At 35.7% G+C, this 24,058-nt stretch carries 35 protein-coding genes, 1 other RNA gene and 2 pseudogenes; 35 read left to right on the forward strand and 3 right to left on the reverse strand.

What is annotated here, in order from left to right; genetic code table 11:
• The 3 genes and pseudogenes from ACFHWD_RS16705 to rnpB all read left to right on the forward strand — a co-directional run.
• Positions 1 to 301, forward strand: a pseudogene (locus ACFHWD_RS16705) (dihydrolipoyl dehydrogenase); the annotation flags it as partial.
• A 70-nt stretch (positions 302 to 371) separates the two neighbouring features.
• Positions 372 to 950 carry a GDSL-type esterase/lipase family protein gene (locus ACFHWD_RS16710; RefSeq protein WP_236035343.1) on the forward strand — a complete coding sequence of 193 codons (579 nt, stop codon included), beginning with the start codon at positions 372 to 374 and terminating at the stop codon, positions 948 to 950.
• Positions 951 to 1,039: 89 nt separating this feature from the next.
• Positions 1,040 to 1,403: RNase P RNA component class A (gene rnpB, locus ACFHWD_RS16715), an RNA gene on the forward strand.
• Between the two features lie 59 nt (positions 1,404 to 1,462).
• Here the strand turns inward: rnpB and ACFHWD_RS16720 are convergent.
• The 3 genes from ACFHWD_RS16720 to ACFHWD_RS16730 form a co-directional block, all read right to left on the reverse strand.
• Positions 1,463 to 2,626 (reverse strand): tyrosine-type recombinase/integrase, encoded by a 1,164-nt coding sequence (locus tag ACFHWD_RS16720; protein WP_378062726.1) that lies wholly within the window; start codon positions 2,624 to 2,626, stop codon positions 1,463 to 1,465.
• Positions 2,627 to 2,713: 87 nt separating this feature from the next.
• Positions 2,714 to 3,139 carry an ImmA/IrrE family metallo-endopeptidase gene (locus ACFHWD_RS16725; RefSeq protein WP_378062727.1) on the reverse strand — a complete coding sequence of 142 codons (426 nt, stop codon included), beginning with the start codon at positions 3,137 to 3,139 and terminating at the stop codon, positions 2,714 to 2,716.
• A 13-nt stretch (positions 3,140 to 3,152) separates the two neighbouring features.
• Positions 3,153 to 3,593, reverse strand: coding sequence for a helix-turn-helix domain-containing protein (locus tag ACFHWD_RS16730; protein ID WP_378062728.1), 441 nt, complete (start codon positions 3,591 to 3,593; stop codon positions 3,153 to 3,155).
• Between the two features lie 210 nt (positions 3,594 to 3,803).
• Between ACFHWD_RS16730 and ACFHWD_RS16735 the strand changes: the two genes are divergently transcribed.
• The 32 genes and pseudogenes from ACFHWD_RS16735 to ACFHWD_RS16890 all read left to right on the forward strand — a co-directional run bounded on the left by ACFHWD_RS16735 (position 3,804) and on the right by ACFHWD_RS16890 (position 24,056).
• Complete coding sequence (locus ACFHWD_RS16735; RefSeq protein ID WP_378062729.1) at positions 3,804 to 4,034, forward strand: helix-turn-helix transcriptional regulator; 231 nt, start codon at positions 3,804 to 3,806, stop codon at positions 4,032 to 4,034.
• 16 nt (positions 4,035 to 4,050) lie between these two features.
• Positions 4,051 to 4,275, forward strand: a complete 225-nt coding sequence (locus tag ACFHWD_RS16740; protein ID WP_378062730.1) for a helix-turn-helix domain-containing protein — start codon at positions 4,051 to 4,053, stop codon at positions 4,273 to 4,275.
• Positions 4,276 to 4,299: 24 nt separating this feature from the next.
• Positions 4,300 to 4,443 carry a hypothetical protein gene (locus ACFHWD_RS16745; RefSeq protein WP_378062731.1) on the forward strand — a complete coding sequence of 48 codons (144 nt, stop codon included), beginning with the start codon at positions 4,300 to 4,302 and terminating at the stop codon, positions 4,441 to 4,443.
• A 14-nt stretch (positions 4,444 to 4,457) separates the two neighbouring features.
• Positions 4,458 to 4,676, forward strand: a complete 219-nt coding sequence (locus ACFHWD_RS16750; protein WP_378062732.1) for a hypothetical protein — start codon at positions 4,458 to 4,460, stop codon at positions 4,674 to 4,676.
• Positions 4,673 to 4,891: a hypothetical protein gene (locus ACFHWD_RS16755; RefSeq protein WP_378062733.1), complete on the forward strand. Its 219-nt coding sequence runs from the start codon at positions 4,673 to 4,675 to the stop codon at positions 4,889 to 4,891. Before ACFHWD_RS16750 ends, ACFHWD_RS16755 begins: the two co-directional genes overlap by 4 nt.
• Entirely contained in the window at positions 4,891 to 5,145 is a 255-nt protein-coding gene (locus ACFHWD_RS16760) for a hypothetical protein (protein WP_378062734.1), read from the forward strand. The genes ACFHWD_RS16755 and ACFHWD_RS16760 overlap by 1 nt, the downstream gene beginning before the upstream one ends.
• Positions 5,146 to 5,331: a hypothetical protein gene (locus ACFHWD_RS16765; protein ID WP_378062735.1), complete on the forward strand. Its 186-nt coding sequence runs from the start codon at positions 5,146 to 5,148 to the stop codon at positions 5,329 to 5,331.
• On the forward strand, positions 5,328 to 5,789 hold the full coding sequence (locus tag ACFHWD_RS16770; RefSeq protein WP_378062736.1) for a hypothetical protein: 462 nt from the start codon (positions 5,328 to 5,330) through the stop codon (positions 5,787 to 5,789). Before ACFHWD_RS16765 ends, ACFHWD_RS16770 begins: the two co-directional genes overlap by 4 nt.
• A gap of 189 nt (positions 5,790 to 5,978) precedes the next feature.
• Positions 5,979 to 6,443 carry a hypothetical protein gene (locus ACFHWD_RS16775; RefSeq protein ID WP_378062737.1) on the forward strand — a complete coding sequence of 155 codons (465 nt, stop codon included), beginning with the start codon at positions 5,979 to 5,981 and terminating at the stop codon, positions 6,441 to 6,443.
• Entirely contained in the window at positions 6,433 to 6,678 is a 246-nt protein-coding gene (locus tag ACFHWD_RS16780) for a hypothetical protein (protein ID WP_378062738.1), read from the forward strand. The genes ACFHWD_RS16775 and ACFHWD_RS16780 overlap by 11 nt, the downstream gene beginning before the upstream one ends.
• Positions 6,679 to 6,692: 14 nt before the next feature.
• Positions 6,693 to 7,100, forward strand: a complete 408-nt coding sequence (locus tag ACFHWD_RS16785; RefSeq protein ID WP_378062739.1) for a hypothetical protein — start codon at positions 6,693 to 6,695, stop codon at positions 7,098 to 7,100.
• Complete coding sequence (locus tag ACFHWD_RS16790) at positions 7,100 to 8,257, forward strand: DUF2800 domain-containing protein (protein WP_378062740.1); 1,158 nt, start codon at positions 7,100 to 7,102, stop codon at positions 8,255 to 8,257. The genes ACFHWD_RS16785 and ACFHWD_RS16790 overlap by 1 nt, the downstream gene beginning before the upstream one ends.
• Complete coding sequence (locus ACFHWD_RS16795; RefSeq protein ID WP_378062741.1) at positions 8,258 to 8,545, forward strand: DUF4406 domain-containing protein; 288 nt, start codon at positions 8,258 to 8,260, stop codon at positions 8,543 to 8,545.
• Between the two features lies 1 nt (position 8,546).
• The gene (locus ACFHWD_RS16800; RefSeq protein ID WP_378062742.1) at positions 8,547 to 9,104 is read left to right on the forward strand and encodes a DUF2815 family protein; all 558 of its coding nucleotides are present in this window, start codon (positions 8,547 to 8,549) and stop codon (positions 9,102 to 9,104) included.
• Positions 9,104 to 11,059 carry a DNA polymerase gene (locus ACFHWD_RS16805; protein WP_378062743.1) on the forward strand — a complete coding sequence of 652 codons (1,956 nt, stop codon included), beginning with the start codon at positions 9,104 to 9,106 and terminating at the stop codon, positions 11,057 to 11,059. The genes ACFHWD_RS16800 and ACFHWD_RS16805 overlap by 1 nt, the downstream gene beginning before the upstream one ends.
• Positions 11,060 to 11,069: 10 nt before the next feature.
• Positions 11,070 to 11,336 carry a MazG nucleotide pyrophosphohydrolase domain-containing protein gene (locus tag ACFHWD_RS16810; RefSeq protein WP_378062744.1) on the forward strand — a complete coding sequence of 89 codons (267 nt, stop codon included), beginning with the start codon at positions 11,070 to 11,072 and terminating at the stop codon, positions 11,334 to 11,336.
• The gene (locus tag ACFHWD_RS16815; RefSeq protein WP_378062745.1) at positions 11,327 to 11,608 is read left to right on the forward strand and encodes a hypothetical protein; all 282 of its coding nucleotides are present in this window, start codon (positions 11,327 to 11,329) and stop codon (positions 11,606 to 11,608) included. Before ACFHWD_RS16810 ends, ACFHWD_RS16815 begins: the two co-directional genes overlap by 10 nt.
• Positions 11,609 to 11,638: 30 nt before the next feature.
• Positions 11,639 to 14,059 carry a VapE domain-containing protein gene (locus tag ACFHWD_RS16820; RefSeq protein ID WP_378062746.1) on the forward strand — a complete coding sequence of 807 codons (2,421 nt, stop codon included), beginning with the start codon at positions 11,639 to 11,641 and terminating at the stop codon, positions 14,057 to 14,059.
• Positions 14,060 to 14,332: 273 nt separating this feature from the next.
• The gene (locus ACFHWD_RS16825) at positions 14,333 to 14,605 is read left to right on the forward strand and encodes a VRR-NUC domain-containing protein (protein ID WP_378062747.1); all 273 of its coding nucleotides are present in this window, start codon (positions 14,333 to 14,335) and stop codon (positions 14,603 to 14,605) included.
• Positions 14,606 to 14,640: 35 nt separating this feature from the next.
• Positions 14,641 to 16,024: pseudogene (locus ACFHWD_RS16830) on the forward strand (SNF2-related protein).
• Between the two features lie 5 nt (positions 16,025 to 16,029).
• Positions 16,030 to 16,464 carry a hypothetical protein gene (locus ACFHWD_RS16835; protein ID WP_378062748.1) on the forward strand — a complete coding sequence of 145 codons (435 nt, stop codon included), beginning with the start codon at positions 16,030 to 16,032 and terminating at the stop codon, positions 16,462 to 16,464.
• Positions 16,465 to 16,568: 104 nt separating this feature from the next.
• Entirely contained in the window at positions 16,569 to 16,862 is a 294-nt protein-coding gene (locus ACFHWD_RS16840) for an HNH endonuclease (RefSeq protein WP_378062749.1), read from the forward strand.
• Positions 16,837 to 17,100 (forward strand): hypothetical protein, encoded by a 264-nt coding sequence (locus tag ACFHWD_RS16845; protein ID WP_378062750.1) that lies wholly within the window; start codon positions 16,837 to 16,839, stop codon positions 17,098 to 17,100. The genes ACFHWD_RS16840 and ACFHWD_RS16845 overlap by 26 nt, the downstream gene beginning before the upstream one ends.
• A gap of 42 nt (positions 17,101 to 17,142) precedes the next feature.
• Positions 17,143 to 17,499, forward strand: a complete 357-nt coding sequence (locus ACFHWD_RS16850; protein WP_378062751.1) for a P27 family phage terminase small subunit — start codon at positions 17,143 to 17,145, stop codon at positions 17,497 to 17,499.
• Positions 17,496 to 19,250, forward strand: a complete 1,755-nt coding sequence (locus tag ACFHWD_RS16855; RefSeq protein ID WP_378062752.1) for a terminase large subunit — start codon at positions 17,496 to 17,498, stop codon at positions 19,248 to 19,250. Before ACFHWD_RS16850 ends, ACFHWD_RS16855 begins: the two co-directional genes overlap by 4 nt.
• Positions 19,251 to 19,261: 11 nt before the next feature.
• Complete coding sequence (locus ACFHWD_RS16860; RefSeq protein WP_378062753.1) at positions 19,262 to 20,473, forward strand: phage portal protein; 1,212 nt, start codon at positions 19,262 to 19,264, stop codon at positions 20,471 to 20,473.
• Positions 20,466 to 21,074, forward strand: a complete 609-nt coding sequence (locus ACFHWD_RS16865; RefSeq protein WP_378062754.1) for an HK97 family phage prohead protease — start codon at positions 20,466 to 20,468, stop codon at positions 21,072 to 21,074. The genes ACFHWD_RS16860 and ACFHWD_RS16865 overlap by 8 nt, the downstream gene beginning before the upstream one ends.
• A complete protein-coding gene (locus ACFHWD_RS16870) occupies positions 21,046 to 22,728 on the forward strand; it encodes a phage major capsid protein (protein WP_378062755.1) in 1,683 nt (560 codons plus the stop codon). Before ACFHWD_RS16865 ends, ACFHWD_RS16870 begins: the two co-directional genes overlap by 29 nt.
• A 2-nt stretch (positions 22,729 to 22,730) precedes the next feature.
• Positions 22,731 to 23,033: a hypothetical protein gene (locus tag ACFHWD_RS16875; RefSeq protein ID WP_217814207.1), complete on the forward strand. Its 303-nt coding sequence runs from the start codon at positions 22,731 to 22,733 to the stop codon at positions 23,031 to 23,033.
• Between the two features lie 4 nt (positions 23,034 to 23,037).
• Positions 23,038 to 23,343 (forward strand): phage head closure protein, encoded by a 306-nt coding sequence (locus ACFHWD_RS16880; protein ID WP_378062756.1) that lies wholly within the window; start codon positions 23,038 to 23,040, stop codon positions 23,341 to 23,343.
• A complete protein-coding gene (locus ACFHWD_RS16885; protein WP_378062757.1) occupies positions 23,336 to 23,719 on the forward strand; it encodes an HK97 gp10 family phage protein in 384 nt (127 codons plus the stop codon). Before ACFHWD_RS16880 ends, ACFHWD_RS16885 begins: the two co-directional genes overlap by 8 nt.
• A gap of 1 nt (position 23,720) precedes the next feature.
• The gene (locus tag ACFHWD_RS16890) at positions 23,721 to 24,056 is read left to right on the forward strand and encodes a hypothetical protein (protein ID WP_378062758.1); all 336 of its coding nucleotides are present in this window, start codon (positions 23,721 to 23,723) and stop codon (positions 24,054 to 24,056) included.
• Positions 24,057 to 24,058: the final 2 nt, after the last annotated feature.

Here is a 24,058-nt window from a genome sequence, read left to right on the forward strand (position 1 = left end):
AAAAGGAATTGACTACAAAGTAGGTATTTTCCCCATGGGTGCCAACGGAAAGGCCATGATATCAAAGGAAACAGACGGTATAATAAAAATACTGGCGGACAAAAAGACGGAAGAAATCCTTGGCGTTCACATCATGGCACCCAGGGCCACGGATCTCATAGGGGAAGCTGCACTTGCACTGAGGCTTGAAGCTACTGTAGACGAAATAATTACTACTGTGCACGCCCACCCGACTATAGGTGAAGCTTTCAAGGAAGCTGCACTGGCTTCCCAAAACAGGACCCTTAATTCTGTAAATTAAAATCAAACTGATTTGGAATAATTCTAAGCTTTAATAATTTTTTATTAAGGCTTAGAATTATTTATTAGAGGTGATAAAATTGAAAGTAATTTGTATTGGAGATAGCCTGACCTATGGATACGGACTTAAGAGAAATGAGGTCTGGACAAATGTTCTTGGAAGAAAGCTTGGAGTTGAAGTCATAAACAAGGGTGTATCGGGAGATACTTCAGCGGGTATGCTGTCCAGGCTGTATAACGATGTTATTCTGAGTAGGCCAACGCATGCTGTGATTATGGGGGGAACCAATGATCTTGTCTGGAATTTGGATATAAGGCAAGTTATATCAAATCTGGCAACTATAGCTTTTCAACTTATGCAAAATTGTATAACGCCTGTATTTGGATTATCAGTGCCGATTTGCACTGAACTGGCTAGGAAAAATTGGGGCCTTATGTCTGATTTCAGTAACATAAACAAAAATTTAAAAGTATTGAATGATAAGGTGGTGAAATTTTCCCAAAATTATAGCATACAGGTAGTAGATCTTTATTCTCCTTTTACTGGAAGCAACGGAGAGGGTCAAGAGGAGTACTATATTGACGGGCTTCATTTAAACATTGATGGAAATGTAAAAATGGCAGATATTATTTTCAACATATTGGTTTAATTTTGTGATGGCAGTGATATCCATGGTATAAAATGAAATTTTGAAATTGCTATTGTAATATGATATCAACTGTGATATTATCAAGAACGTAAGTAAATCAGACAATCGCTGCTATAGTATTATAGGAGAGGAAAGTCCGAGCTTCACAGGGCAGGGTGCTGGGTAATGCCCAGTCAGGGTGACCTGAAGGAAAGTGCAACAGAAATATACCACTGCAGGCAGCAGAATATGACAATTTGTCATGCAGTAAGGATGGAAAGGCGAGGTAAGAGCTCACCAGCGCAGGGGTGACTCTGCGGCTGTGTAAACCCCACCTGAAGCAAGATCGAATAGGAAAGTACAAAAAAGTGGCCCGCTTTGCTTTCGGGTAGTATCGCTTGAGCCCATTGGTAACAATGGGCCTAGATAGATGATTGTCTAATACAGAACTCGGCTTATAGATTTACTTGCCGCCTGAAAACACTGGGCTTGTAGCTTGGTGTTTTTCATTTTGCCATACTATTGCCATACTCCTAACCATCAATCAATTTTGAAATACTATCCGTGGCCCGTTTTTGCATCTTTTTATTTACATGAGAATATATATTTGCAGTAGTGGAAATGTCTTTATGGCCAAGACGTTCCTGGATAACTTTTAGGTCATTTCCTTCTTGAAGTAAAAGTGTTGCATTGGTATGTCTTAAATTATGGAATGTAACATTTTTGGTTATTTTAGCTTTTTTTAAAACTTTTTTTAATTTGTTTAGATAATACATTGGATGAATATATTTACCGTCCTGCCATACCATTACAAGGTCGTACTCATTACTATTGTCCCTAAATGTGTTTTTTTCTGTATAAAATTTTCCGTATTTCTTTTTATTTTCAGATTGCTTTTCTTGAAGCTGTTTTAATAAATCCAAATTTTGGTCTGAAATATAAACGACCCTAATACTTTTATCTGTTTTAGGGTCAACCAGATATACATGCCCTTCAGTATAAATCAAGTTATTTCTTATAGAGATTGTATTATCTTTAAAATTTATATCCTTCCACTCTAAGCCTCCTAATTCCCCACGACGCAATCCTAATTCCAAAGTCATTCTTAAGGCAATATGAAACATATAATCATATATATTACTAAGGTTTAAAACATTATATAATTCTGGAATTTCATCTGCATCTAAAATTTCAGCTTTATAATTTGATCTTTTAGGACGTTCAATGTATTTGCAAGGGTTGTCTCTTATAAGCTTTAATTTTAATGCCCTATTCATTATTGTATTAGTTATAGTATAAATAGCTTGAAGAGTAGAACTTCCAATAGTATTTTCCTTTTTTATATCTAAAAGCATTTTTTCAATGTGTATAGGTTGAATTTCAACGATATTTATATGCCCTATGGCGGGAGATAGATATTTATTGATTAATTCTTTATATCTGTTATAGGTAGTTATTTTACGTAATGGCTTTATGTAATTTTCCAGCCATTCCAACGCGAATTGAGTCAATATGATTTTTTTAGGCTCAATATAATTTCCGTGCTCGTATTCATATAAAGCGTCACGCATTGCTTTTTCTGCTATAGGTTTGCTTTTAAAGCCACTTTTTTCTTTCATTTTCTTTTTGCCGTTAATTTCTCCAATATAAAAATAATAACTCCAGGTTTTACCCCTCTTTCTAACTCCACCTTTCAATTATAATCACCCCTTATATAGAACTTTTGTTTGGTGTAAAGTTAAAAAATATATAGTACCCTCACATGCGTACCACCTCCTTAAATATTATTTTAAAAATTTACATACTAAGTACATAACTCTAGGTGGCAAAACTATTTCATTTATTCTTTCATTATCAATACTGTTATGTACGATAAACATATATGCTGAAACCATATCAGCTTCATATTCTTCTTTTGTGTACGTACCAGAAATTGAATTTGAGAATGTTTTACCTTTATGCTTTAATAAACAATGGCCGTATTCATGGAATAAAGCACATTGTTTATTATGCTCTGTCAAATTTTCATTTATCACCATGATTTGTTGTTTAGGAGAAAAATATTTATAATACCCATTCACATCTTCTGTAAGTTCGCAAAAATAAATACATAAATTTTTGTTGGTATAAACTATATCCACCATATTGCTTGTACCATATTTTTTTACTAAACCCTTTACACATTTTTTAACATAATTCTCAATATACAAAAATAACATCCCCTTAATTCTTATTCCTGTATTTTTTTGGAGTATATTTCTTTTTATTTCTTATAGTCATTGCCTGCAATGCTCCCTTCATGCTCGCAAGCAATACATCATAATCCTTATCAGTTAAATGGTCTTTATTTTGAGACAAAGATATAGTCAATTCATTAATCAATTCCTCAGCTTGTTTATCCAGTTTTTCCTGTTCTTTCACTGATAGTTTTGGGCTAAATTCTGTATCACTGTTAGTAACATTTTGATCTTTTTTATTTCCAAGCAAATAATCTGTAGTGACATTAAAATAATTTGCTAATTTAACGACTATTTCATAACTTGGCTTTCGCGCTTCCGTTTCGTACATACCAATAGAAGAAGTTGTTACTCCCACTGCTTTCGCCAAATCAGCTTGAGTTATATTCTTTTCTTCTCTTAATTGTTTTATTATTTTTCCTATCACATTATCTCACTCCTTGTTATAAATTATAACTAGTAGTTATAATTTTTGTCAATTCAACTAATAGTGATATTTTTAGTAATTTTAAGCAATTTAGAGAGATTAGCATCTAAATCCATTAAATTACTTAAAATTATAACTAATAGTGATAAATAGGATTTTGAAATTACAACTAATAGTGATATTATAAATAACATAAGGAGGCGATAATACATGAAACATCTAAAAGAATTAAGACAAAAAGCTGGATATAAGACAGTTAGAGAAGTCGCACCGCTTCTAAATGTTACGGATAGTATGATCTATCAAATAGAAGAAGGATATAAAAAACCTTCCATAGAACTAGGAATAAAAATATCTAAACTATATAATTGTTCTTTAGATGATATTTTTTTACCCATTATTACAACTAATAGTGATAATAAAATAACTATTAGTGATTAGAAAGGAAGTGAGTTGAGTGGAAGATTACCTAATGTCGGTAACAGATGTAGTTAAGAGATTGAAAACAGACAAAGCCACGGTATATGAGCTTATAAAAAGAGGCTTACTAAGGGCATTAAAGTTAAGAAGTCTTAAAATAAGTAATTCAGAAGTAAATCGTTTCTTGAGAGTATACCAGGGCATGGATTTAAGTGACTTGAACAATATCAAGGAAATTGAATTTAAGGAACTGCCTACATAGCAATTTACAAGGCAGGTGTTAAAAATGCAAGAACAATATGACGCAATGCGCGAACTAATTTTAACCATTGCAAATTCTTTTAATATGTCGCACGTGGGCGCAGAGAAATACGCCAAGAAAATAAAGCATATGGCGCTGGATGAATACAGGAAAGCTTTTAGAAAGTAGAGGAAGTGGGAGAAATGAAAGCTGTAAATATAGTAGAAAAATTAAGTGATGTAATAAATGAGAAAGAGGAGGCATTTGTAAGGCTGAAAAATAGTCACAATACGGATACCGAAGCAATGAATGACTATAGAAAACTGGATAGTAAAATGGTGAACCTTATAGAAGAACTGAAAAATAAAGCTATTCGCTATGAGAAGATTGCGGACTATGCGAAGGAGGCAGATACAAAATGATCCAAATTATAACGCACGAGCGGGCAAGTAAAATAATCGAAACAAGTAAACCACTTGGTAGTTTTATTACAATTGAGAATGGTACTTTCACCGGCATAGATAATACAGCAGGAGAAGCATTTACAGAGGACTTCAAGAGCCTAAAAAACTGTCTGGCGTATCTCAATGGTGCTGACTTAGAAGATTGTTTGGAACTAGAATGGGGTGATATTTAATGGAAAAGAATTGGCTTAGGAATGTACCTCTTGTTATAAAAATGGAGGCCGAGGCACTAGGATTGGCAATAGAAGAGCTCATAGGTGATGAAGAAGACCCCATTCAAGTTACTACAAATTGGATTATTCAGAAAGAAAATAAGGAAAGGATTAAAAAATTGCAAGAATGGGGATGGAAAAAGGAGCGAGGTAGCATTAGGCTACACACAAAATGTATAAAGTTCAGTAAAAGAATTAAAAAGGTAGGTGATTAAATGACTGATTTTTGGTACAGGCAGCCAATACAAAGCAGGGAATTCAAGGAGGGATTGAAACTGGAAAGACTTTTTAGATTATATATGGTACTTGCAAGTTTTATAAAAGAAGAAAAAGAAGGGCAGAAAGTTAGAACTAGGATAAATGCTGTTAGGAGAGAAATTGGAAGGAGGAAAGGGAGTTGAATTATAGCTGGTATATTACACCGGAGGAATATGAAATTGCTAAAAACAACGGTATAAAACGTCACACACTTGAAAATAGAATAAGGTGCTTCGGCTGGAGTAAAGAAAAAGCAATCAATACTCCTGTTAGGAAAAATAACAGATGGTCTCAAGAGATTAAAAAGACTTTAGAAAAAAATGGTATAGGATATCTTACTTTTCTTGCTAGGATATATAAACTTGGGTGGAGTGTTCAAAAGGCTTCTACGAAACCAGTTATGAATGTATATGAACAATGTAAGATAATGGGACAACTAAGAAGAAGATACCCAGTTAAGTATATAAGACTTGCAGAAAGAAATGGAATCAGCGCTGCAGCGTTTCGGGCTAGGGTAGGACAACTTAAATGGCCTATGGATAAAGCTGCTACTACTCCGATAGGTAGACATGGACCACAGAGAAAGGAGCTGGCGGTATGAGTATATATGTACTTTTGGAATATATACAAGAGTGCAGAAAGAAAAATATTAGACCTACAAAGGAGGGATTGCAACGATTCAGAAAGCTATGGAAATGAAAAAAGAACCCTTTGCAGAGGGTCCAAAAGTAAAATCAACTAATTCCACTTTACTATAGAGTGGGAAATAAGTCAAATAGGAGGATAGAGTATGGAGCAAGTTACAGAAATACCACTAAAAAAAGTTACAGCCGCCCAAGTTATAAAGAATCACTACACGGCTTTAACAGTAAAGATTGATGGAAATATCTATATTGGAACAGAATTCTTCTTTTTAAGAGAAGACCTGGCCACTTCTGGATACATTAATAGACACAAAAAATTAAGTAAAAGGAGAGAACTGAAGGAGGACACGTTCAAGGATTTATCTGATATTGATAGCTATAAATGTAGTGAAAATAGTAAATTTCACTTCCTTGATGCTACCCATAAAATAATAGTTCTTGAAACAGAAATAGGTGATATTGCTATTAATTATAACTACTACAGTTATTTTAAAAAGAGAAATCTGGAACTTAAGTTTAATGCTGAAATTGGTCCTATAGGAATGTTTACAGCCACAAAATTTGCTGGAATAGTATTACCTTATAGACTTAAGGTGGGTGATGAAAATTAAAGTAGCACTGGTTAAATTCAAAGGCTATCAGGAATTTATGGAATACTCCTATTTCACAGATATAGAAGACTTGAAGGAAGGTGATGTGATAGTAGTACCAACCAATGATTTTTATTCAATAGGTATATTTTCAAGATACAGCAGTAACAAACAACATATTAAAAATGCATCTAAATGTATTGTTGAAAAAGTAGATATAGAAAAATTTGAAAATAAAATGTTTTTAGGATTATAAGGGAGGAAAATATTATGAAAATTACAGCAGAATTCAATTCAAATGAGGAGTTATTAAGTTTTATTAGTACCTTTGGTACTAAAGCAGTTACACCTATACAAGAATTTAAAACTCAAAAAGTAGAGAGAACTGCTCCGAAACCAATTGAAAAACAGCAGGAAAAAAAGACTGCTCCGAAGCCTATCCAAAAAGCTGAAACTCCTAAAGAAGAAAATAAGCCAAAAATAGCCGAACAACCCCAAGAAGCAGAGAAGGTAGAGGTTACCAAAGAAATGGTACGTGCTGTATTTACCAAACTTGTAAAAGCTGGTAAAGCAAAGGAGGCTAAGGATCTTACACAAAAATATGGTGCCAACAGAATTCCAGATATTAAAGCAGAAGATTATGAAGCAATTTATAAAGAAGCGAAGGGATTGATATAATGCCTGAAAAACACGCTTTACTAAGTGCCAGTTCTTCGCGCAGGTGGCTCAATTGTCCGCCTAGTGTAAAGCTGGAACAAGACTTTCCTAATAGAACAAGTGAATATGCTGAAACGGGTACACTAGCCCATGAATTAGGAGAAATAACACTAAAGCACAGTCTGAAAGAAATGTCTACAAGAGCATATAATTCAGAACTCAGGCAGATAAAGGCCCATAAGCTATTTACTGCTGACATGCCTGACTATGTAGACATTTATGTAGATACCTGCCTGGAGAAATTCAGCCAAGCAAAGGCAAAAACACCGGATGCAATTTTCAAAGTGGAACAAAAATTGGATTTTTCTGAATGGGTTCCGGAAGGATTCGGGACAGGTGACTTTGTAACAATAGCAGATGGAACTATGGAGATATGTGATTTGAAATATGGCAAAGGAATACCTGTAAGTGCAGAAGAAAACCCACAGATGCGGCTGTATGCTCTTGGAGCTATATCAGAATTTAGTTTCTTGTATGACATTGAAAATGTAAAAATGACTATCATACAGCCCAGACTTGACAGCATATCAACGGATGAAATATCCACAAAAGATTTGTTAGAGTGGGCAGAAAAAGTTCTGAAACCTACTGCGGAACTTGCCTTTAAAGGTGAAGGAGAATTTAAAGCCGGAGAACACTGCGGATTTTGTAAGGCTAAAACAATATGCAAAGCAAGAGCTGATAAGAATTTAGAAATAGCAAAATATGAATTCAGAACAACGGATACCCTAAGTGAAAAAGATATTGCTGACATTCTGGGAAGAGCTGAAGAACTTGTGAAATGGGCTAAAGATATACAGGACTACGCATTGGAACAAGCTCTACAGGGGACACAATATAAAGGCTGGAAAGTTGTTGAAGGTAGGAGCAACAGGAAATACAAGGACACCGAGAAGGTTGCAGATATGTTACTCTCCAGTGGTTATACAGAAGCTAAAATTTATAAACCTAAAGAATTACAGGGTATTACCAATATGGAGAAAATCGTAGGAAAGAAAAAATTAAATAGCTTGATAGGGGATTTAATCGAAAAGCCTCAAGGCAAGCCATGTCTTGCACCTGAGAAAGATAAAAGACCAGTATTTAATTCTGCTAAAGCAGATTTTGGGGTGGTGTAAATGAAAATTTATATTGCTGGTAAAATATCGGACAATCCAAATTACAAAAATGATTTTAAAAAGGCACAAAAGTATTTAACGTCTAAAGGGCATATATGCATAAGTCCTACTATTTTACCCGAGGGTTTCAGCTGGGATGATTATATCCCTATATGCTTCAAAATGATTGATGCTTGTGATTCTATATACATGCTTAAAAATTGGACGGATAGTAAAGGCGCTCAAGCAGAACTAGCTTATGCAAAGGCAGGAAAAAAGAAAATAATATTTCAAAAGGAGATTGATTAGTATGATAAAAGCAAAAAGAACAGGAACAAAGGTAACTACAGGAAAGGTTAGATTAAGTTATGCCCATCTTTTTGAACCTCATGCAATAGAGGGAAATGAGCCTAAATATAGTGTAAGTGTAATTATACCAAAGAGTGACAAAGAGACTTTACAGGCTATCAAGGAAGCAGTTGCGGAGGCTAAGGAAAACGGAAAATCTAAGTGGAATAGTAAAGTACCACCAAATTTAAAAACACCTTTACGTGACGGGGATGCTGAAAGGCCGGATGATGAAGCCTATGCAGACAGCTATTTCTTAAATGCTAACTCTAAAAACAAACCAGGTGTAGTTGATGCAAGCGTACAGCCTGTGCTGGATGCTACAGAGGTATACAGTGGATGCTATGCAAGATTAACATTGAACTTCTATCCATACAGCGCAAGTGGTAACAAGGGCGTTGCGGCAGGATTAGGAAATGTTCAGAAATTAGAAGAGGGCGAACCTCTGGGCGGATTCTCAAGGGCAGAGGATGATTTTGAAGCTGTGGAAGAAACAGCAGAAGAAGACTTTTTAGGATAATGGATACTCTAGCCATTGACCTTGAAACATACTGTGAACTAGATATAAGAAAGGTTGGTGCTTACAAGTACTGTGAGCACCCATCCTTTGAAATACTATTATTCGCCTATGCTTTCAATGATGAACCAGTAGAAATTATAGATTTTGCCCAGGGTGAAGAATTGTCCCAAAAAGTTAAAACAGCCCTATTAAATCCAGGAATATTAAAAACTGCATTTAATGCTAATTTTGAAAGAAATGCCATTCATAATAACTGGCCCATATATTGTTCCCCTAATCAATGGCAGTGTACAATGGTTCAATCCTTAATACTTGGATTGCCGGGAAGTCTTGATATGGTTGGAAGGGTCCTGCACTTTGAGGAAGACAAGCAGAAAATGAAGGAGGGTAAGACCTTAATACAATACTTCTGTAAACCGTGCAAACCTACTAAAGCAAATGGCGGCAGAACAAGAAACCTTCCAGAACACGCTCCCGAAAAATGGGAGCTATTTAAAAAATATAATAAACAGGATGTTGAAGTTGAAAGAACTATAAGAAATAAATTGAACAGATACAAAACTACAGATATAGAACAAAAGTTATGGGTGTTGGATCAAAAGATAAATGACCGGGGTGTTGGTGCCGACATACAGCTTATAAAAAATGCTATTAAGTGTGACGCAGACTACAAGGCTAGATTAGTGCGGAAAGCTACAGAATTAACAGGATTGAGTAACCCTAACAGCCCAACACAGATAAAAAAATGGATTGGCCAAAGGGTCGGCCATGAAGTCAAAAGTCTTACAAAGGACAGTATACCAATACTTATAAAAGAATCAGAAGATGAAAAGGTTAAAAAAATTTTAGAGCTGAGACAGCTTATGGCCAAGACAAGTATAAAAAAATATGAAACTATGCAGAGAGCCAGATGTGAAGATGGAAGGATGCGGGGGCTGCTACAGTTCTATGGTGCCAATCGTACCGGAAGGTGGGCGGGCCGTCTTGTGCAGGTACAGAACCTACCACAAAATCATTTACCCGATCTGGATGATGCCAGAAACTTTATAAGAACAGGTCAATTTAATGAAGTAGAGTTCCTTTATGACAGTATACCTGACACCCTCTCACAGCTCATTAGAACGGCTTTTATCCCGAAGAAGGGTAACAGGTTCATTGTGGCAGATTTCAGCGCTATAGAAGCCAGGGTGATAGCCTGGTATGCGGGAGAGAAATGGAGACTTGAAGTTTTTCGGACACATGGAAAAATATATGAAGCCTCTGCAAGTCAGATGTTCCATGTACCTATAGAAAGCATACACAAGGGCGACCCGTTAAGACAAAAAGGAAAAATAGCTGAATTGGCATTAGGATACGGTGGAAGTGTTGGGGCTTTAAGTTCTATGGACAAGAAGAAAGATATTCCGGAGGAAGAACTTCCAGGACTGGTCCAGAACTGGAGGAATGCAAATCCACATATAACAAAATTCTGGTGGGACTGTGACAAGGCGGCAAAGAAGGCTATTAAGGAGAAGACTACAGTAAGTCTGCAATATGGGCTTAAATTTATATATGAACCAGGAGTACTTTTTATACAGCTTCCGAATAAAAGGAAATTAGCATATTTAAGACCAAAAGTTGAGCCACATGAGACTTTCTCTGGTGACAAAATAACCTATGAAGGTATGGAACAGACGAGTAAACAATGGAAAAGGATAAGTACTTACGGACCTAAAATTGTAGAGAATATTGTCCAGGCTACGGCCAGAGACTGTCTGGGAATAACAATGATGCGAGTTGAAAAGAAAGGATACCCGGTTGTGATGCATGTCCATGATGAGCTTATATGTGATGTACCTATAGGCACGGGAAGTGTTAAGGAGATATGCAGTATATTTGCTGAACCTATAGACTGGGCTCCAGGGCTTCTTTTAAAGGCAGATGGGTACGAATGTGGGTATTATCAAAAAGATTAGGAGGGTAAAAATGAACTTAGATAAATTCAGAGGTGCTTGCCTGAATGCAGTAAATTATTTTGGAGCTGAATCACAGAAAAGACAGACTATAGAGGAATGCTCAGAGCTTATACAAGCCATATGTAAAGATTTAAGAGGTCTGGAGAATAATGCCGAGGAAGAAATTGCAGATGTATTGATTATGCTCGAACAACTTACACATATTTATGATAATGACAAAATAGAGAAATTCAAGAAAGAAAAGATTGATAGGTTAAAGGTGATAGTATGCAAATAAATAAAGATATCAAAGTAGAAGCTATAGATAATCGGAATATATGTATATTTAAAAAACAATGTATTGAGGGAGAAGAAAAGTGGAAAAGGCTAGGTTATTATTCAACACCTCAAGGCGCTTTAAAAGGATTGGTCAACAGAGAAATAATAGGTACTGGATTAAAAGATTTTGAAAGTGTATGTAATAAAATTGATGAATTATATAAATATATTGATTCCCTTAATATAGAAATTCCAAAGAAAGACGAATTAATGGACTTCTTAGGTGAATAACAAAAATAAAGCTGTAAAGGAGGTGGTAATTTGGAATATAAAGCAAAAAATATCCAGCAAATTAAAATTAGACATGATGGATCCATAACACTTGCCACCGGAAAAAGCAGACATGAAAAGCACTGGAAAAATAAAAATATACTGTATTCAGCTTTAGTTGAGAAACTATCCAGCACTACCCGAACCCCTGAGACCTATGCAGAGTACAAGAAAATGCCCAAGTCAGAGAGAGACAGAATCAAAGATGTTGGAGGATTTGTAGGTGGTTCGTTAAAGAATGGCAGACGTAAAGCTGAGAATGTAGCAAACAGAACGCTCATAACCCTTGATATTGACTATCCAAAGGGTGATATATGGTCAAGCATAGAACTTTTATGGGATTTTGCGGTGGCTATGTATTCAACCCATACACACTCTCCAGAGTTTCAAAGATTAAGATTAATTATTCCTTTAAGTAGACCGGTACTGCCTGATGAATACCAGGCAGTGTCCAGGATGGTCGCCAATGACCTGGGGATAGACCAGTTCGACGATACCACTTACGAGCCATCACGGCTCATGTACTGGCCTTCTACCAGTGCAGACGGGGAATACGTCTTTAAAGTTCAAGACCTGCCGTGGTTAACGCCTGACGAGGTTTTAAACAGGTACACTTTTGGGTGGCAGGATGTAAGTTACTGGCCAGAGAGTTCCAGGGCACGAGCAAAAATAACAACAGCTATAAAGAAGCAGGAAGACCCTTTAAGTAAAAAAGGTGTCATAGGTGCTTTTTGCAGAACTTATTCGATTATGGAGGCAATAGATAAGTTTTTGAAGGATGTATATGTACCTGGTGCAGATGAAACCAGGTACACATATGCAGAAGGAAGTACTACTGGCGGAGTTGTTGTTTATGACAATAAGTTTAGTTTTTCACATCATGGTACTGACCCAGCAAGTGAAATATTATGTAATGCCTTTGACCTAGTAAGAATACACAAATTCGGTGATTTAGATGATGAAGCAAAACCAGACACACCAGCTAATAGACTACCCTCATTTACTAAAATGAAAGAATTTGCATCCAATGATGATATGGTAATCCAGACTTTAGGTAAGGAACGTATGGACAAAGCTCAAGAGGATTTTGGAGTAGTTGAAGAAGATGCTGACACCAGCTGGGTAAAAGAACTTGAATATACGGAGCAGGGAAAGTTAAAAAGTACCAGGAGCAACTTCCTTTTAATAATTGAAAATGAACCATTAATTAAAGGTAAAATTGCATATAATGAGTTTGCAAACAGAGCTGTAGTTATTGGACAGCTACCCTGGAGAAATAAAGATGATATATCAGATTGGAATGATAGGGATGATAGTGGACTTCAAGAATTTATTGAAAAATACTACAAAATAAGTTCTATAGCTAAATGTGCGGATGCCATTAATTTAAGTTTTGGAAAACATACATTCCACCCGATAAAAGAGTACTTGAATGACCTTTTATGGGATGGAACTAAAAGAATTGATACCCTTCTAATTGATTATCTGGGGGCTGATGATAGCAACTATGTAAGGACAATTACAAGAAAAGTACTTGTTGCCGCGGTATCCAGGATTTTTAAACCCGGGTGTAAGTTTGATAATATGCTGGTTTTAAGTGGGCCGCAAGGTGTAGGTAAAAGTACCTTGATAAAAAGATTAGGTAAGGATTGGTACTCTGACAGTCTTACAACTGTAACCGGAAAAGAAGCATATGAACAATTACAAGGTGTGTGGCTCCTGGAAATGGGGGAGATGATGGCAACCAAAAAAGCAGATATTGAGGCTACTAAACATTTCTTATCCAAACAGGAAGATATATACAGAGTTGCATATGGCAGGAGAACAAGCAGATTTCCACGCCAGTGTGTAATTATAGGCACTACCAATGATAAAGAGTTTTTAAGAGATAAGACAGGCAATAGAAGGTTCTGGCCTGTAGATGTTGGAATAGGACCACACAAAGATGTATATAGAGAGCTGAAAGGCTATGAAGTTGACCAGATATGGGCTGAGGCTGTTGCCCTTTATAATAATGGAGAATCTTTAAACCTTAGTGAAGAGGAAAAGAAAGAGGCTGAAAAACAGCAGGAGGCTCACAGTGAGGAAAGTGCTAAAGCTGGATTGATAGAAGAATATCTGAACAAGCCTATAACTGACAATTGGTATAGCCTGGGTATGGCTGAAAGAAGAAATTATATACATGGTTCTGAATTTGGTGAGACACCAGAGGGTAATATTCAGAGAACCAAAACGTGTGTAATGGAAATATGGTGTGAACTATTCAATGGAGACCCTAAAAACCTCACACCATTACAGTCAAGGGAAATTAATGATATTCTTAAAGGATTGAAAGGATGGAAAAGACATAAAAGCAAGTTACGTTTTGGAAAAATTTATGGAATACAAAGAGCTTTTATAAGATCATCTTAGTGTTACCAAAGTAAAAAATCACTAAAAATAGAGCTGTTACCAATGTTACCATAAATTTATGTATTGGTAACGGCTTTGGTAACACATTAAAGTTAAGTATACAAAGGCTTTATATTATTAAGTTACCAATGTTACCAAAAAATATTATATAAGTATTATTTATATAAATAGGCATATATGTATATACACCTATACGCCTATACACACAGATATATATATATATAAGAATTTTTGTCCACATTGTACACACTTTTTTAAAAGGTTGTGATTTTATTGTTAGAAAGTGTTATTGAAAAAAGACTTAAAAAAGAAATTGAGAAGATAGGCGGAAAAGCATTAAAGTTTGTTAGCCCAGGAATGTCTGGAGTACCAGACAGGATTGTTTTAATGCCACATGGCAGGATTGTTTTTATAGAGCTTAAAGCACCCGGTAAAAAGAGAAGAAAGCTTCAGGAGTATAGAGCCATGGAGTTGAAAAAGTTAGGTTTTAGAGTTGAATGCATAGATTCCATAGATGGAGTTCAAGAATTTATAAATGGACTTTAGCGCATTTTTGAGCAAAAGTGAAAGAAGGTGATATTATGAAATTTATACCCTATGAATACCAGAAATATGCAATTAATCACATCATAGAACATGCAGCATCAGGATTATTTTTGGACATGGGCATGGGTTGAGATTGGAAAAACGGTATCAACTCTAACAGCAGTAGATGAATTATTGTTTTTAGGTGATGTTAATAAAGTTTTAGTCATAGCTCCTTTGAGAGTAGCAGAGGACACATGGAGTATGGAAGTCCAAAAATGGGATCATCTAAAGAGTTTAAAAATATCAAAAGTCCTTGGAACACCTAAACAAAGAGTTAAAGCCCTTGAAACAAAAGCAGATGTTTATGTTACCAATAGAGAAAATGTGGATTGGCTTGTAAAACAGTATTTTTATGAATGGCCATTTGATATGTGTGTTATAGATGAATTGAGTTCTTTTAAAAGTTCTAAGGCAAAAAGGTTTAGATCCCTCAGGAAAGTAAGACCTTATTTTAAAAGAATAGTGGGACTTACAGGAACACCAGCACCTAACAGCTTAATAGATTTATGGCCGCAGGTGTATTTACTTGATGGCGGTGTAAGATTAGGAAAAACAATAGGAAGTTATAGAGAACAATATTTCAAACCTGGTAATAGAAATCAGTATGTAGTTTATAACTGGAATTTAAAAGAAGGTTCTGAAAAAGCTATTGAAGATAAAATATCAGATATTTGTGTATCTATGAAGGCAAAAGATTATTTGGATTTACCTGAAAGAATAGATAATGTTATAAAAGTAAATTTACCTGAAAATGCAATGAGAAAATATAAGGAACTGGAAAAGGATCTTGTTCTTGAACTTGATAAGGATGATATAACAGCAGCAAATGCAGCAGTGCTTACAAATAAATTATTACAAATGTCGAATGGGGCTATTTATTCAGAGAAACATGAAGTTGTTGAAATTCATCAGGAAAAGTTAAAAGCTTTATTAGATATAATTGAAACAGCAAATGGAAAACCAATTTTAATATTTTACAGTTTTAAACATGACTTTGATAGAATAGTTGAATTTCTAAAATCTAAGAAGATAAAAGCTGTAGGATTAAAAGATTCAAAGGATATTAAGAAATGGAATGATGATAAAATCCCTATTCTTTTAACACATCCTGCAAGTGCAGGTCATGGTTTGAATCTTCAATACGGAGGAAATATTATTGTTTGGTTTGGTCTTACATGGAGTCTTGAATTATATCAGCAGGCAAATGCAAGATTACACAGACAGGGACAGAAGGAGACTGTTGTCATAAATCATATTATCACTAGTAATACAGTAGATGAAGATGTTATGAGGTCTTTAGAAAATAAAGAAGTAAATCAAAATATATTGCTGGAAGCTGTAAAAGCTAGAATTCAGGAATATAAAATAGGGGGATGATGGAGTTGACCAAAGAGGAATTGATGGCATATAGAAATATATTGGCTGAAATAGATCTTCTTAATGAACAGATGGCAAATGTGGAGCCTGAGTTTACCAAAGATTCGGTAACTGGTTCAGATACAGAATTTCCTTTTACAAAGCACAGTATAAAGATTTCTGGTTATGATACACAGAATTATGAGAGAAGACTTTTGAGATTAAGGAATAAAATAAATAAAAAATATATTGAACTGGTTGAAGAAAAGGATAAAATAATGAATTTTATTTATAGCATAGATGATAGTAGAATAAGGCAGATTCTTATTTATAGATACATTAATGGTCTATCTTGGAAAGATATAGGTGAGAGAATGAAGTATGGTACAAGTACAATCAGATTAATTCATGGTAATTTTATGAAAAGATTAGCACCTATTAGCACATCAAAGATGTTATAATAATATTGTGTAAGATTATAAATAAAAAATTAATACTATATTTTGCGTGCAGACACTTAGTTGATTCTAGGTGTCTTATTTTTATATCTGAAAGGAGGAGTTGCATGAGCTTTTATAAATCTACATCATGGAGACATAAGCGTGAGAGAGTACTTAAACGTGATAACTATATATGTCAAGAGTGTACCCGGTATGGCAAGAGTACACCAGCTACTACAGTACATCATATTGAGCCATTGAAGGACAAACCAGAGTTAAGACTTGAAGGTAATAATCTTGTGAGTCTGTGTGACAAATGTCACGAGCGTATGCATAACAGGGATACAAATACATTGACACCTCTTGGTGTTGAATGGGTGAGGAGGAAGAATGGTGGAAGAAGAAAAGAAGGAATATGAAATTAATATTTTATATAAGAATGGTGTGAGTGAAAGCATAAGAGTTGAGCTGGATAAGAAGACTTTGGATAATCAATTAAATGTCATAGGAATGTGTTATAAGGAAGATCAACCGGGATTCTTATTGCTTAATGGAATTTTTGTTAAGATTTCAGAGACATGTCGGATTGAAACAAAAGAAATCCCCCCCCTACCTCAGAGCCAAAAGAAGAATAGCCCTGGGAACGGGCTAGGGTAACCTTTTCCAATAGAGCAATGTTTTTAGCAAGGGGGTGTTAGGGTGGTAAAGACAAAAAGGGCTATGGAAAATCAGGTAAAAAGAGAAATGAAAAAGTTAGGAACTTACAAAAAAGAATATGACCAGATTATAAAAATCTATGCTGGCATGCTCTGGCAGTATCAAATGTTTGAACAACAATTTGAAGAAAGTGACTACAAGATAACTGAACAGTATACTAATAAAGCAGGAGCAACAAATGAAAGAAAAGTCCCCCTTTACACAGCTATGGAAAGTCTACGAAAAGACATAGCTTCTTACTCTGATAAACTGCAGTTAAATCCTAAAGCTAATAATTCTACTGGTGGTAGTGGAAAGAAACAATCTAAATTAGCAGATGCTCTGAGTGGTATGGAATGAAACAATATAAAAACTATGACATTGTAATGGAGTATGCTAAAAGCATTGTTGAAGGTAGGAAGATAGCTTGTAAGGAACAAATTCAGGGCTGCCAGAGATTTCTCAAGGATTTAGAAAACCCAGCTTATGAATTTAATCCACATGATGCAGAGTTTGTTATCGGCATTATTGAAAAAACTTTTGTCCATGCTCAGGGTGAAAAACTAGATGGTACTCCATTAAGAGGGACACCGTTTTTGCTGGAGCCGTTCCATAAGTTCCAAGTATATAATCTTTTAGGATTCTATTACAAGGGTACGAAGATAAGGCGCTTCAAAGAGGCGTTTATTTTTATACCCAGAAAAAATATAAAAACAAGTTTTGCCGCTGCCTTATCCTGGGCACTTGGTTTACTACAGAGAAAGAGTGGAAGTAAGATTTATATCGTTGCCGCTGCCTTAAAACAATCTCTTGAGAGTTTTAATTTTATAAATTTCAATTTGGATCAGATGGGTGAGAAAGAAAATTTTCGTGTTATCGACAATAACCAGGAACACAGCATACAGGGTGAATTTGAGGATGGTTCATTATATATTCAAGCGCTCGCGGCAAACCCAGATAGACAAGATTCCTTGAATTGCAATACGGCCATAGCCGACGAGCTACATGCATATAAGACACCGAAGCAATATAACATTATCAAGGAAGCCATGAAAGCCTATACGAATAAATTGATGATAGGAATAACCACGGCGGGGGATGATATGAACAGTTTTTGTTATAAGAGGCTTCAGTATTGTAAAAAGATACTTGATGGCACTGTAAAGGATGAAGCCTACTTTGTTTTTATATGCAAGGCTGACGAAGACCCTGAAACGGGAGAAGTTGATTATACAGACCCTAAAGTGCATGAGATGGCTAACCCTGCTTATGGTGTCTCCATAAGGCCAGAGGATATAATGAATGATGCTATGCAGGCCCAGAACGATCCACAGCAGAGGAAAGACTTTCTAGCAAAATCCTTGAATGTCTATACAACTTCCATGAAAGCATATTTTAATATAGATGAATTTAGACGTTCCGATAGGAAATTTAATTGGACAATAAAAGAATTACTAAAACTGCCTATTAATTGGTTTGGTGGTGCGGATTTATCGAAACTCTATGATTTAACCGCAGCTGTGCTATATGGCACATATTATAACGCCTATAAAGACGAAGAAGGGGATATGCACAATGTAGATATAATAATTCCTCATGCGTGGTTTCCTGTTGTAATGGCTGCAAGAAAAGCAGATGAAGATGGTATTCCACTCTTTGGCTGGAAAGATGATGGATGGCTTGATATGTGTAACAATCCTACTGTAAATTATGCTGATATTGTTAATTGGTTTATTAAAATGCGTAAAGCAGGATTTAAAATAAAACAAGTTGGCCATGATAGAAAATTTTGTAGAGAATATTTTATAGGTATGAAGAAAGCAGGATTTAGAATAATTGATCAGCCACAGTATTTTTATAAAAAGTCCGAAGGATTTAGACATATAGAAGCTAAGGCAAAAGACGGAGATTTATATTATTTGCATAGCGAAGCTTTTGAATATTGTGTACAAAATATTCACGCGGTGGAAAAAACTGATGATATGATACAATATGACAAAATTATGCCAGAACAAAGGATTGATATATTTGATGCTGCTGTTTTTGCGTGTGTCCGTATGCTTGAGAATTTAGAGAAAAAGAGTTCCGCTGACAAGTGGTTGAAGGGATAGGAGGATAGACAATGGCAATATTTAATTGGGGCAAGAGAAAAAGAACTAGAGCAGAGCCAAAACAAAAAAGAAGTGAAATTGGTTGGCTTTTATCTGATGAAGCATATAGTACTTTATGTGTTCCAGGATATACACGACTTGCAGATAATCCAGAGGTACAGATATGTGCTGGGAAAATAGCTGATTTAATCTCCAGTATGACAATATATCTGATGCAGAATACAGAAAGTGGAGATATAAGGATACAAAATTCACTGTCTCGAAAAATTGACATAAATCCGTATTCTCTAATGACGCGTAAGACATGGATGTATAACATTGTTTATACAATGCTTTTACCAGGTAGAGGAAACTGTGTTGTATATCCTAAAATGCAAGATGGTTATATTGATGAATTAATACCTCTAAAACCTTCTCTTGTAAGTTTTGTTGATACTGACACAGGATATAGGGTGCTTTATAATGGCAGGTCCTATAACTATGATGAGATATTACATTTTGTCATTAACCCTGATCCAAATAGGCCTTGGATAGGTAGGAGCTATAGAGTGGCTTTGAAAGATATAGTCGACAATCTGAAACAAGCTACAGCAACAAAGAAGGGCTTTATGAGTGATAAGTGGAGACCTAATATAATTGTTTCTGTGGATGCTGAAACAGAAGAACTTGCAAGTAAAGAAGGAAGATCCGAAGTCCTTAACAAGTATATTGATGAAACCGAAGGAGGTAGGCCGTGGATTATTCCAGCAGATCTTATAAAGGTTGATACAGTAAAGCCTTTGAGTCTTACAGATTTGGCTATTAATGATGCTGTAGAGATAGATAAAAAGACGGTGGCAGGGATATTTGGTGTACCTGCTTTTTTTGTTGGCGTTGGTTCTTTTAACAAAGAAGAATACAATGCTTTTATTAATTCAAAGATTCTTCCTATGGCTAAAGGGATAGAACAGGTTTTAACAAAAGGGTTACTTTATAGTCCTGACTTGTATTTTAAATTTAATTCCAGGAGCTTATATGCCTATGACATTAAGGAGCTTGAGAGTGTTGGAGCTGATTTATATGTAAGAGGTGTAATGCTTGGTAATGAGGTTCGTGATTGGCTTGGTATGTCCCCACTTGATGGACTTGATGAAAGGGTTATTTTAGAAAACTATATCCCGGCTGGCATGATAGGGGACCAGAAAAAGTTAAAAGGAAATGGTGGTGATAATAAAAATGGATAAGAGTATCCCACAAACAAGAAGTGTAAGCTTTGAAATGTGCAAGTTAAAGACCAGGGCTGAGGGTGAAACAGATAAATTTATTGAGGGCTATTTTATAGTTTACAATAGAGAAACGGAGTTGTGGCCTGGTTATTTTGAACAGGTAGCTCCAGAAGCCTTAAATAGTACTCTTGGTAATGATATAAAGGCATTGATAAATCATGATACAACTTTAGTTCTAGGTAGAAACAAGGCTAATACCCTTGATTTAAAAAGTGATGGTCATGGACTCTGGGGTAGTATAAAAATTAATCCTAATGATAGTGACGCCATGAATCTATATGAAAGGGTTAGCCGTGGTGATGTAGACCAGTGCAGTTTTGGCTTTAATATTGGCAATGAGGAAGATGATTTCAGGGATGATGGTACTATCCATACAATTCTTAAAGAAATTGACTTATGGGAGGTTTCTGTAGTTACTTTTCCTGCCTATGAGGAAACAGGAGTACAGGCTAGAAAAAAAGATATTGAGCAGCAGAGACAAAGACAGCTTGATGTTAGAAAGAAAAAATTGAAAGAGAGGTTGAAGAACTATGGCAATAAGACAGTTAATGCTGAGTAAGAAAATTAATCAAAGGAAGGCTGCACTTGCTGAATTAATGAAAACCAGTACTGATTTAGACAAAAGAACAGCAGATCTTGAAAAATCTATAGAAGAAGCTAAAACAGATGAAGAAATTGCAGCAGTAGAGGAAGAAACTGGCAAGCTGGAAACCGATAAAAAAGATTTTGACGAGAAAAAAGGTAAACTTGAGGGTGAAATTGCTGACCTTGAGGGAGAACTTGAGGAATTAAATAGTAAGGAACCTAGAAATGAGCCAGAGCCAAAACCCACCAATAGTGCAAGAGGTAAAACTGTAGTAAATGATGAAGGAGGCCTGAAAATGAGGGGCAAATTTTTTAATGGTATGACTAGAGAAAGAGTGAATTCCCTTGTTGAAAGGGAAGATGTACGAGACTTTTTAACAAGAACTAGAGGTCTGATAGGTGAAAAAAGAGCGGTAAGTGCGGCAGAGTTGACTATACCGGAGGTTATGCTTGACATTTTAAGGGATAATCTTTACAGATATAGCAAGCTGATAAGCGTTGTTAATGTAAGACCACTCACCGGTAGAGCAAGGCAGAATATAGCTGGAACCGTGCCAGAAGGTATTTGGACCGAAATGTGTGCATCTTTGAATGAGTTATCCATAAATTTCAATCAGATAGAGTTAGAAGGATATAAAGTTGGTGGATTTATTCCTATTTGCAACTCTATACTGGAAGATAGTGACTTGAACCTTGCTAATGAAATTATGGATGCATTAGGCCAGGCCATAGGGCTTGCACTGGATAAGGCTATTCTATACGGTACTGGTTCAAAAATGCCTATAGGTATAGCTACTAGATTAGCACAAACAGCACAACCTTCTAGCTGGGGAATACATGCTCCTGAATGGGTAGATTTGCATACTTCAAACCTTGTTAAGATTGACCCAAGCGGACTTACACCACAAGAGTTTTTCTCTACACTTATGCTTAATTTGGGTAAGGCACAGCCTAACTATAGCAGTGGCGGAACTTTCTGGGCAATGAACCGTTCTACAAGGATGCAGCTCATGTCTAAATCTATTACCTTTAATGCTGCCGGCGCGATTGTGGCCGGGCAGATGGGAACAATGCCAGTGGAGGGCGGAAACATTATAGAGCTTCCATTTATACCTGACGGAGATATAATTGGTGGATATGGTTCTTTATATACTTTAGTAGAAAGAGAAGGGGCGCAATTGGCATCTTCTGAGCATGCGAGGTTTATAGAAGACCAGACAATATTTAAGGGCACTGCACGTTATGATGGAACCCCGGTATTCGGGCAGGGCTTCGTTGTGGTGAATATTGCCAATGTTAATCCAGCTACTAGTGTAGCCTTTGCACCAGATACAGCTAATCCAGCAGATGCACACCTTGCAAGTTTGTCCATAGGCTCTTTAGCGTTGACACCAGCTTTTGATCCAGCAGTAGGGACTTATACAGCTACAACTACCAACGCAACCAATGTAATTACCGCTGTACCTGTTAAACAAAATGCTACAGTAGATATTAAACTTAATGGAACAGCTGTAGCAAATGGTAGTGCTGCTACCTGGAATACAGGCTCTAATACAGTTGTGGTTTCTGTATCTTATGGAACTTCTACGGTTAAGACCTACACGGTAACTGTTACAAAAGGTGAATAAAAATGGACACAGCAAATATAGTATCTTTAATAAAAGCAAGGCTAGGGATAACCTCTACTGTTAGAGATATTTATATAACAGCTATTGCAGATGCAGTAGTGAAAGAGTTAGAAGATGAAAAAGGTATTGCTTTAGAACCTGACAATGCCAACCATCTTCTTTTTTGTGTTGATTACGCTACTTGGATGTACCAGAACAAATCCACTGTTGATATTATGAAATATCAATCTGGAAGTGTTGGTGGGGCTATGCCACGATATTTACAATACAGACTTCATAATTTAATGATTCATAACGGCAGGTGATTTTATGACATATGATTATGAGTTAATCTTGATTCAAAAAGATGTTGATTATGACGAAGTAGGTAATCAAATACCTATAGAGAAAAAAATATCTATTTTATGTGGGAAAAAATCCATAGGCAGAACTGAATTTTATGATGCTGCCGCAAATGATTTGAAGCCAGTTATTGTATTTGAGATACATGCTTATGAATACAATGGTGAAACAGAAGTTGAATTTGAGGGCAAAAGATACACAGTAATGAAAACCTATGAAGTAGATTTTGAAACTCTGGAGCTCACATGTGAGGTGAAGAGAAGTAATGGCTAAAAATGTGAAAGTAGATCAATTTGCTGACGAAATGGTGGATTTGATAAAACAATATACGGATGATGTTAGCAATTCCATTGAAAAAAAAGTTGACAGTGTAGCGGATGAAGTACTGGAAGAAACTATAAACCTTGCTCCTAAAAGAACAGGTAAATATGCTAAAGGATTTAAGAAAACTAAGCAAGGTTACAGGGATAAGGTTAAGAGAATAATCTGGAATAAAAAAGATTATAGACGTGTGCATCTTTTGGAATTTGGTCATGCTTTGTGGCAGGGTGGAAGAGCCAGGGCTTTTCCGCATCTCCGCCCTGCTTACGATAAATTTGGTGCTAGATTACCAGATGATATTAAAAAGATTATAAGGAATGGTGGTTAAAATGACACAAGCTCAATTATATCAAGCTCTTAAGAGTATTGGATTCCCCATAGCATACCACCACTTTGAGGGTACTGATCAAAATCCAGTTCCTCCTCCACCATATATTGTATATCTGTTTTCCTACTCTTCTGATTTGATAGCTGACAATATAAACTATGCGGAAATAAGTAATTTCCAGGTGGAATTATATACAACTAAAAAAGATTTACAGAGTGAAGCTCTGGTTCAAAATAAATTAAAAGAACTAGAGTTTCCTTATTCTAAAATTGAAACATGGATCGAAAGTGAAAAAATGTACCAAGTGATATATGAAATTAAATTAATAGGGAGTTGATG

Origin of the sequence: Clostridium sp. MT-14 (genome assembly GCF_042436595.1) — a bacterium.
In the GTDB taxonomy this organism is placed as follows: domain Bacteria; phylum Bacillota; class Clostridia; order Clostridiales; family Clostridiaceae; genus Clostridium_B; species Clostridium_B aromativorans.